Origin of the sequence: Streptomyces tremellae, assembly GCF_039540215.1 — a bacterium.
GTDB lineage: Bacteria > Actinomycetota > Actinomycetes > Streptomycetales > Streptomycetaceae > Streptomyces > Streptomyces tremellae.
The window spans coordinates 1-8,875 of the sequence record NZ_BAABEP010000111.1; the positions used below are offsets into that span (position 1 = coordinate 1).

6 protein-coding genes are annotated in these 8,875 nt (G+C 73.7%); 2 read left to right on the forward strand and 4 right to left on the reverse strand.

What is annotated here, in order from left to right:
* A partial coding sequence (locus ABEA77_RS33050) for a coiled-coil domain-containing protein (RefSeq protein ID WP_425588446.1) occupies nt 1-633 on the reverse strand: 633 nt, incomplete at its 3' end.
* A 232-nt stretch (nt 634-865) separates the two neighbouring features.
* Nucleotides 866-2,035: a C40 family peptidase gene (locus ABEA77_RS33055; RefSeq protein WP_345655749.1), complete on the reverse strand. Its 1,170-nt coding sequence runs from the start codon at nt 2,033-2,035 to the stop codon at nt 866-868.
* A 293-nt stretch (nt 2,036-2,328) separates the two neighbouring features.
* Here ABEA77_RS33055 and ABEA77_RS33060 point away from each other — a divergent pair, with 293 nt between their 5' ends.
* Nucleotides 2,329-4,875, forward strand: coding sequence for an ATP-dependent DNA helicase (locus ABEA77_RS33060; RefSeq protein ID WP_345655751.1), 2,547 nt, complete (start codon nt 2,329-2,331; stop codon nt 4,873-4,875).
* 79 nt (nt 4,876-4,954) lie between these two features.
* Here ABEA77_RS33060 and ABEA77_RS33065 read toward each other — a convergent pair whose 3' ends face one another.
* Nucleotides 4,955-6,424, reverse strand: a complete 1,470-nt coding sequence (locus ABEA77_RS33065; protein ID WP_345655752.1) for a M23 family metallopeptidase — start codon at nt 6,422-6,424, stop codon at nt 4,955-4,957.
* Between the two features lie 262 nt (nt 6,425-6,686).
* On the opposite strand from ABEA77_RS33065, the gene icmB reads away from it, so the two are divergent.
* On the forward strand, nt 6,687-7,100 hold the full coding sequence (gene icmB / locus ABEA77_RS33070) for a coenzyme B12-dependent isobutyryl CoA mutase small subunit (protein WP_345655754.1): 414 nt from the start codon (nt 6,687-6,689) through the stop codon (nt 7,098-7,100).
* Nucleotides 7,101-7,472: 372 nt separating this feature from the next.
* On the opposite strand, the gene ABEA77_RS33075 is transcribed toward icmB, so the two are convergent.
* A partial coding sequence (locus ABEA77_RS33075; protein WP_345655756.1) for a DUF5691 domain-containing protein occupies nt 7,473-8,875 on the reverse strand: 1,403 nt, incomplete at its 5' end.

Genomic DNA, 8,875 nt, shown 5'->3' on the forward strand with positions numbered 1-8,875 from the left:
GAGCAGGTGCCGCGCCGCGGTGAGCTTGTCGTGGATCTCGTTCTTGTGGCGCGCGAGCTGCTTCTGCTGCGCGGTGAGCGTGGCGAGCCTGCTGTCCGACGTGGTGCGCAGCCGCCCGAGCTGGGTGAGCTCCGTGCGTACGCGTTCTACCGCCTTCGCGTTGCGCGTCCCCGCGCGCTGCGCGGCCGACGCGTTCTCCAGGAACGTGTCGGGGTCGGGCGAGAGCGCGAGCTGCATCGACGGGTCGAGGCCGCCCGCGCGGTACTGCGCGGTCACGACCGAACCGAGCGCGTCACGCGCCGAGTTGAGCCGGCCCTGGGTGCGGGCCGCCTCGTCGCGCAGCGAGTCGAGCGACGAACGCGCCCTGTCCGCCTTCTCCTTGGCACCGTCGTACTTCTGGGTCGCCGTCTCCGCCTGCCGGTACAGCCCTTCGACCTCGGCCTTCACCTGCGCGGGCGTCCGGCTCGGCTCCGCCTGGGCCGGGGCGGCGGACGCGGCGGCGCCCGCGGCGCCCGCAAGCGCCAGGGTCGCGGCGGTGGCGGTGCGGCCCGTGGACCCCTGGAGCACGGCCCCGGCGAAGCCGGAGAGGGTGAAGGGCCGCGGGCGCTTCGCGCGTTTTCGGTGCGTCGACATGGAGAGGACGCTAGGCCGCCAGGTCACGGAACGGCATCGGGAAGAACGGAACTGGCGTGACCTGAGAGCCCCTGGCGGTTCCGTGGTGCCGCATGGTCGCTCTGTGACCGGTGGTGCCCGGCTGCGGGGGAGGAGTGATCGCCCAGGGGCGTTGGTCGGATGATCCGGCCGCGCGGGGCGGGGTGCGCCGCGTCGGGTGCCTGGGCGGGGCCGCCGGCGGTCCCTTCGCGCGTCAGGCCGGGCGCACGGCGCCGTAGATCGGCATCGAGTAGATCGACTCCTCGCGGACGTTCGCGCCGGGGTGCGGCGCGTGGATCATCATGCCGCCGCCGATGTACATCCCGACGTGGCTGATGTCGGAGAAGAAGAACACCAGGTCGCCCGGGGCCAGGTCGTCCGTGGAGACCCGGGTGCCCGCGTCGACCTGGTCGTACGTCGTACGCGGCAGGTCCACGCCGGCGGCGCGCCAGGCCGCCTGCGTCAGGCCCGAGCAGTCGTACGAACTGGGGCCCGTCGCGCCCCACACGTACGGCTTGCCGATCTGGGCCCTGGCGAAGGCGAGCGCCTTCCCCGCCTTCGTGGAGGAGGAGGGCGGCGCGCCCGTGCCCGTACCGCCGCCCGTGCCCGTGCCGGCCGGCGGCTGCTGCGCGGACTGCCGCGCGGCCTGCTGCCGCCTGGCCTCGGCACGGGCGCGCGCCTCCTGCGCGGCCTTGGCCTGCGCCTTCTTGCGGGCCGCCGCCTCCTTCTGCTTCTCCAGCGCCGCGAGGCGCGCCTTCTCCTGCGCGGTGAGGCGCGAGAGCAGGGCCCGCGCATCCCCGAGCTTCTGCTGGATCCGCGCCTTGCTCGCGCGGAGCTTCGCCTGGGACGCCGTCAGCGACCTCAGCTGCTGAGTCGCCTGGGTGCGCTTCTTCGCCGCCGCGGCCTGCTGGCTGCGGAAGTCGTCGAGCACGCCGTTCTGCCGGTCGCTGAGGCGGCCCATCAGGTGGGTCTCGTCGAAGTACGACTGCGGGCTGTCCGCGAAGATCAGCGCGGCCGTCGGGGTGACCGCGCCCTGCCGGTACTGCGCCGCCGCGTACAGGCCGAGCGTCCGTCTGGACTCGTTCATCCGGTCGGTGCGCCGCGCGATGTCGTCGAGCAGGGCGTCCAGCGCCCTGCGCTGCCTGCCGGTGGACTCCTTCGCCCGGTCGTAGTCCTCCGTCGCGGCCCCCGCCTGGCGGTACAGGTCGTCCACCCGCTTCTGCACCTCCTCGATCGAGGGCCCCGGCCCGGTCGGCGCCGCCGTCGCGGTCCCCGAGGCGGTGCCGAGCAGCGCGGCGGACGCGAGCGCGGCTGTGGTGAGCCCCACGGCGGGGGATCCTGCGCGGACGAGGCCGCTGCTGTGCGGCTTGCGGTGCGATGCCATGGCGGGCATCTCCTTCCGGGCGCGTCTGGCGGCGGCGCCGCCAGAGGGGGCGGCGGCCGGTGGCCCCGCGGGTGCCGGTGGGGCGCCCGGGGCGGACGGGGCGGCCGTTCGAACGAGCACGCTAGCCAAACCCGCCCCCGCTGGGAAGGACGATGCGCGATTGGTCCGATACATTCCCGAGACTTTTCCGTGACCTGGAGCGTGGGGCCCCGGGGCGGGTCCCGGCCGTCCCCGCGGCCGGTGTGGGCGACTCCCCGCGGGCTGTCGGACGGACGGCCTAGACTCGGGGGGCGATGAGCAGCCTCTTTGACGACAATTTCCTTGCGGACCTCCAGCCCCCGGGCGAGGAGCCTCCGCCGCCCGAGGACACCGCTCCCGAGCAGGTGCCCGACGACCTCTTCGAGGGAGCGTTCCACGTGCCCGCGGCCAGGGATGCGTACCACCGCGACGGTGCCCCGCGCACCGTCGTGGACCCCGCCGCGCTGCTCGAAGGGCTCAACGACGAGCAGCGCGCAGCCGTCGTGCACACGGGTTCTCCGCTGCTCATCGTCGCGGGCGCGGGGTCGGGCAAGACGCGTGTGCTCACGCACCGCATCGCCCACCTGCTCGCCACGCGCAACGTGCACCCCGGCCAGATACTGGCCATCACCTTCACCAACAAGGCCGCGGGCGAGATGAAGGAGCGCGTCGAGCAGCTCGTCGGCCCGCGTGCCGGAGCCATGTGGGTGATGACGTTCCACAGCGCGTGCGTACGCATCCTGCGGCGCGAGTCGAAGAAGCTCGGCTTCACGTCGTCGTTCTCGATCTACGACGCCGCCGACTCGAAGCGGCTCATGGCGCTGGTCTGCCGCGACCTGGAGCTCGACCCGAAGCGGTATCCGCCCAAGTCCTTCTCCGCCAAGGTCTCCAACCTCAAGAACGAGCTCATCGACGAGGAGACCTTCGCCGACCAGGCCGCCGACAATTTCGAGAAGACGCTCGCCGAGGCGTACCGGATGTACCAGGCGCGGCTGCGCGAGGCAAACGCCCTGGACTTCGACGACATCATCATGACCGCGGTCCACCTCTTCCAGGCGTTCCCCGACGTCGCCGAGCACTACAGGCGCCGCTTCCGGCACGTCCTGGTCGACGAGTACCAGGACACGAACATCGCCCAGTACACCCTCGTACGGGAGCTGGTCGGCCCCTCAGGCGTGGACGAGTCCACCGGTGAGGCGTACGACCCGGCCGAGCTGTGCGTCGTGGGTGACGCGGACCAGTCGATCTACGCGTTCCGCGGCGCCACGATCCGCAACATCCTCCAGTTCGAGGAGGACTACCCGGACGCGACGACGATCCTGCTCGAACAGAACTACCGCTCCACGCAGACCATCCTCAGCGCGGCCAACGCGGTCATCGAGCGCAACGCGAGCCGCCGCCCGAAGAACCTCTGGACCAACGCCGGCGCGGGCGCGCAGATCACGGGCTATGTCGCGGACACCGAGCACGACGAGGCCCAGTTCGTCGCCGACGAGGTCGACCGGCTGATCGACGCGGGCGAGGCGAAGGCGGGCGACGTCGCCGTCTTCTACCGGACCAACGCGCAGTCCCGTGTCTTCGAGGAGATCTTCATCCGCGTCGGCCTGCCCTACCGCGTGGTGGGCGGCGTGCGGTTCTACGAGCGCAAGGAGGTGCGCGACGTCCTCGCGTACCTGCGCGTCCTGGCGAACCCCGAGGACAGCGTGCCGCTGCGCCGCATCCTCAACGTGCCCAAGCGCGGCATCGGCGAGCGCGCCGAGGCGATGATCGACGCGCTGGCGCAGCGCGAGCGCATCACCTTCCCGCAGGCGCTCGCCCGGGTCGACGAGGCGTACGGCATGGCCGCGCGCTCGGCCAACGCGGTCAAGCGGTTCAACACCCTGATGGAGGACCTGCGGACGGTCGTCGAGGGCGGCGCGGGACCCGCTACGGTCCTTGAGGCCATCCTGGAAAGGACCGGCTATCTCGCCGAGTTGCAGTCCTCCACGGACCCGCAGGACGAGACCCGCATCGAGAACCTCCAGGAACTCGCCTCCGTGGCGCTTGAGTTCGAACAGGCGCGGGAGCAGGCGGCGGAGGCGGCGGCCGCTCCCGGCGACGAGGACGCAGAGGCGCCGGCAGCCGCGGCCGCTCCTGCGGGCGGCGCCGGCCCGGCCGGGGGCGGCGGCACGCTCGCCGAGTTCCTCGAACAGGTCGCGCTGGTCGCGGACTCCGACCAGATCCCCGACGAGGACGAGGACGGCTCAGGCGTCATCACGCTGATGACCCTGCACACGGCCAAGGGCCTCGAATTCCCCGTCGTCTTCCTGACCGGCATGGAGGACGGGGTCTTCCCGCACATGCGCGCGCTCGGCGAGACCAAGGAGCTGGAGGAGGAGCGGCGCCTCGCGTACGTCGGCATCACGCGCGCCCGCGAGCGGCTCTACCTGACCCGCTCCTCGATGCGCAGCGCCTGGGGCCAGCCCTCGTACAACCCGCCGTCCCGCTTCCTCGAAGAGATCCCGGGGCAGCACCTGGACTGGAAGCGCACGGGAGCGCAGATCCCCGCGGGCCCGGTGTCGTCCTCGTCCCTGTCGTCGGGTGGCGCGTTCTCGCCGCTCTCCGGCGGCAGGGGCGGCACCCGCTCCCGCCAGAAGGGGCAGATCACGGACCGCCCGGTGATCGCCCTCGAAGTCGGCGACCGGGTCACGCACGACAAGTTCGGCCTCGGCACGGTCGTCGCGGTGACGGGCTCGGGCTCCGAGGCCCAGGCCGAGATCGACTTCGGCGAAGCCAAGCCGAAGCGGCTGCTGCTGCGGTACGCGCCGGTCGAGAAGCTCTGAGCGCTGAGGCGGGGCGCGTCCTCGGGACGCGCCCCGGTCTCCCGCGTGCCGTCAGGGCGGGTACGGGCGGCGTGCCGGGTCAGGTCGGGTCGAGGCCGTGGCCGCGCAGCCACGGCAGCGGGTCGATCGCCGCGCCGCCGCCCGGCCGCACCTCGAAGTGCAGGTGCGGTCCCGTGGTGTTGCCGGTGTTGCCCGAGTACGCGATGGCGTCCCCGGCCTTCACCGAACCCGACCGCACCCGGGCGCTGCTGAGGTGGCAGTACCACGTCTCGGTGCCGTCAGGCGCGGTCACGATCACCATGTTGCCGTAACTGCTGTTCCACTGCGTGCGCACGGTGCCGTCGGTGGCGGCCATCACCGGCGTCCCTGTCATCACCGGGAAGTCGATGCCCGTGTGCACGGACATCCAGTTGACACCCGCCTGGCCGAAATAGGCGCTCAGACCACGCTGTTTGACGGGGAGCAGGTACTTGGGGCGCGCGGCCTCCTTGCGGGCCGCCTCCTCCTCCCGCTTCTTCTTCTCCGCGGCCTGGCGCGCCTTGAGGTCGATGCGCTTCTGCGTGCGGCTCGCGCGGTCCCCGAAGTCGCGGGCGTCGGCGCTGAGCGCCGCCAGCTGCGTGTCCATCCTGTCGTTGGCCGCGACGGGCTGCACGGACGAGGGGTCGGCGACCGCCGTGGTCGCCAGGTCGTCCCGCTTGTCGTCACCGCCGCCGGCCGCGGTGACCGACGCGGCGGCGATCCCCGCCGCGCCCATCACGCACGCCGAGGGGACGGCGATGGTCAGCAGCGCGGAGCGTTTCGCGGGCGCGCGGCGGCGGCTGCGCGCTCCCGCGGCGCGTGCGGCGCTCCGGCCGCCGGGCCTGGGCACGGAGGGTGCCCAGGGCGCGTCGGCGTCGGGTGCGGTGGGCTCAGCATCCGCGGCCACCGCGGGCTCGGGACCCATGGCTGCCGCGGATTCCGGATCAGCCGGCTCCACGGGCTCGGGGGCCGGGGGGACCAGCGGGGCCACCAGGGTGTCCTGGGAGGCGTACCAGCCCGCGTCGTACGGGGCGGGCGCCGGCGCCGGCTCGTGCTCCTGGTGCGCGTGGGGCCCGGGGTGCGCGTCGGGGTGCCCGGCCACCGGGTCGGCGAGGGCCTGATCCGGAACGGTCCACTGCACGGTGGGCTCGTAGCCGGGGTGCTCGGCGTAGCCGCCGTACGCCTGCGGCTGAGTCCGCGGCTGCGGGTCCTGGCCCTGGGCCTGGTGGGGGAGGACGGCGGTCGCGCCGGCCGCGGCGTCGTACGCGTAGGCGTGCTGTCCGTCCCAGCCGCCGCCGGTGACGGTGGCGTACCCGTAGGCGTACGGCAGGCCGTACTGCTGCGCGTACGGGTCGGGGGTGTACGGATACGCGGGCGCCTGGTCGTCGGCGTACGGATGCGCGGGCGCCTGGTCGTCGGCGTACTGCTGCCTGCCGTCGTGCTGCCGGCCGTCGTAGCCGTCAGGGAGGGCGCCGAAGAGAGGGTCGGTCCCGTAGTCGGCGACGCCTGCTCGGGGGTGCTGGTTGTTCACCAACTTCCTCTCGCCTCGACAGCAGTGGCCGCGACTGTACCCGCCGGTATGCGGCGCTCACAATCTTCTGCGGGGTTCGGCCGCCGTGGACAGGGGCAATCGGCTCCTCTCCGGGCGTGGCGGAGTGGCCGGTCGCGGTGGTGTTCGAATCGCGGTGTGTGATTTGGCCCATCCCGCGCACCGCCTCATGGCCGGGTGCGCGATGCTGTGGATAACGTTCGTTCACTTGGTCCGTCGTGGTCGTGTGTGAGTGGAGGCAGTGATGGGTGAGAGCGGGCCGATCCGCGTGGTGGTCGCGAAACCGGGCCTCGACGGCCACGACCGCGGGGCGAAGGTCATCGCGCGTGCCCTGCGCGACGCGGGCATGGAGGTCATCTACACGGGGCTGCACCAGACCCCCGAGCAGATCGTCGACACCGCGATCCAGGAGGACGCGGACGCCATCGGACTCTCGATCCTCTCCGGCGCCCACAACACGCTGTTCGCGAAGGTCATCGACCTGCTGAAGGAGCGCGACGCGGCGGACATCAAGGTCTTCGGCGGCGGGATCATCCCGGAGGCCGACATCCCGCCGCTCAAGGAGCGCGGCGTCGCGGAGATCTTCACCCCGGGCGCCACCACCACGTCCATCGTGGAGTGGGTCAACGCCAACGTCCGCGAGTCCGCGGGAGCGTGACGCCCGGCGCGGGACGTGAGAGCCCGCGTCCCGAGGCCGCGTGCCGAGGCCGCGTCCCGAGCCCGCGTGACGCCCCCGCGTCCCGAGGCCGTGTCCCGAGGCCGTGTCCCGAGGTCGTGTCCCGAGCCCGCGTGCCGAGCCCGCGTGCCGAGCCCGCGTCCCGAGCCCGAGGCCGCGTGCCTGAGCGCCCGCACAGCCGCCGCCCGAAGTCGCGGGCGTGGCCGCACCGGTGGCCGTTCGGCCGTCGCGTGCCGGCGGACGCGGGGACGCGGGGGCCCGGCGTCCGGGGCGTGGCCGTGCCGGTCGAGCAGCCCCGTACGTGTGGACGTCCCGTACGGGCGGCCACGTGGGGTGGGGCGTGCCGGCCCGGGGTCAGCGCGTCTGTTGGGAGTCCACTTCCGGGGGGCTGGTCAACGCGCCCTGCCCGTACGCCAGTTCGGCATGCATCGCGGCTCGCAGGCGGAGCGTGGCGACGAGGCGGCGGAACGCCTCCGACCAGTAGCCGCCCGCGCCTGGCGACATGTCCTCGGTCTCCTTCTGCGGGGCCGTCAGCAGTTCGAGTCGGTCCGCCTCGCGCGGGTCGAGGCAGCGCTCCGCGAGGCCCATCACCCCGCTGAAGCTCCAGGGATAGCTGCCCGCGTCGCGCGCGATGTCGAGCGCGTCGACCACCGCGCCGCCCAGCGGCCCCGACCACGGCACCGCGCACACCGCGAGCAGCTGGAACGCCTCGGAGAGGCCGTCCTTCGCGATGAACGACGCGACGGTGGAGGCCCGTTCCTGCTCCGGCAGCACCGCGAGCAGCCGCGACCTGTCGGACGGGGGCGCGCCGTCGAGCAGTGCTCGGGCCCACACGGGGTCGCGCTGGCGGATCGCCGCCCTGCACCACGCCGCGTGCAGCTCCTGCCGCCAGTCGTCGGCCACCGGCAGCGCCACGATCTTCCCCGGTGTACGGCCCCCGAGCCGCGCGGGCCAGACGTCCAGCGGAGCGGCCTCCACCAGCTGGCCGAGCCACCACGACCGCTCGCCGCGGCCCGCGGGAGGCACCGGGGCCACCCCGTCGCGCCGCATGTCCGCGTCGCACTCGTACGGCGCCTCCACGTGGAGGGAGGGGCGCCACGACCGGCCGAGCGCCACGCACGCCACGGCGCGCCGCGCCATCCGCCCCGCGAGCGCCGAGCGCGGCAGCCCGGAGAGCAGCTCGGCCGCGGTCGAGCGCACATTCCTGCTGCGGTCGCCGAGCGACTCCTCAAGGAAGGGCTCGTCGTCGTCCGACAGCCCCGTGCGCAGCGTGTCCAGGAACATCAGCCGGTCCTCTGCACGCTCAGAGGCCCACGTCGAGAGGAGCAACCCGCGCGCCCCCGCGGCATCCCGGGCGCGCAGCGCCGCGAGCAGCGCGACCCGCTCGGCGAACAGGCCCTCCTCCCACAGCCGCACCACCGCGTCCTGGTCCGCCAGGTCGGGCAGGACCGCGCCGCCCGCGCCGCCGCGCAGGGCGAACTTCCACTCCGCGTTGAACCGCGCGAGCCACAGGCCGCGCGGGCCCGCGAACGCCAGCGCCTGCGGGCGCAGGTCCGTGCGCGCCCGGGCCGCGTCGAGCAGGGCGGGCAGCAGCTGCACCGGCGGCCCGTACCCGTGCCCGTTGGCCGCGGCCAGCCACTGCGGCAGCAGCTCCGCGAGGTCGGGCGCCGCGCCCCTGCGCCCGGAACCCGAGCCGCCCGACGCAAGGCCGGCGATCAGCGTCGCCAGCATCAGCGCCGCCGCTCCCGGCAGTGGCC

Excerpts from the sequence above, each read along its gene's own strand:
- ABEA77_RS33060 (WP_345655751.1), top strand. The coding sequence starts at position 2,329 with ATGAGCAGCCTCTTTGACGACAATTTCCTTGCGGACCTCCAGCCCCCG.
- ABEA77_RS33055 (WP_345655749.1), bottom strand. The coding sequence starts at position 2,035 with ATGGCATCGCACCGCAAGCCGCACAGCAGCGGCCTCGTCCGCGCAGGA.
- icmB (WP_345655754.1), top strand. The coding sequence starts at position 6,687 with ATGGGTGAGAGCGGGCCGATCCGCGTGGTGGTCGCGAAACCGGGCCTC.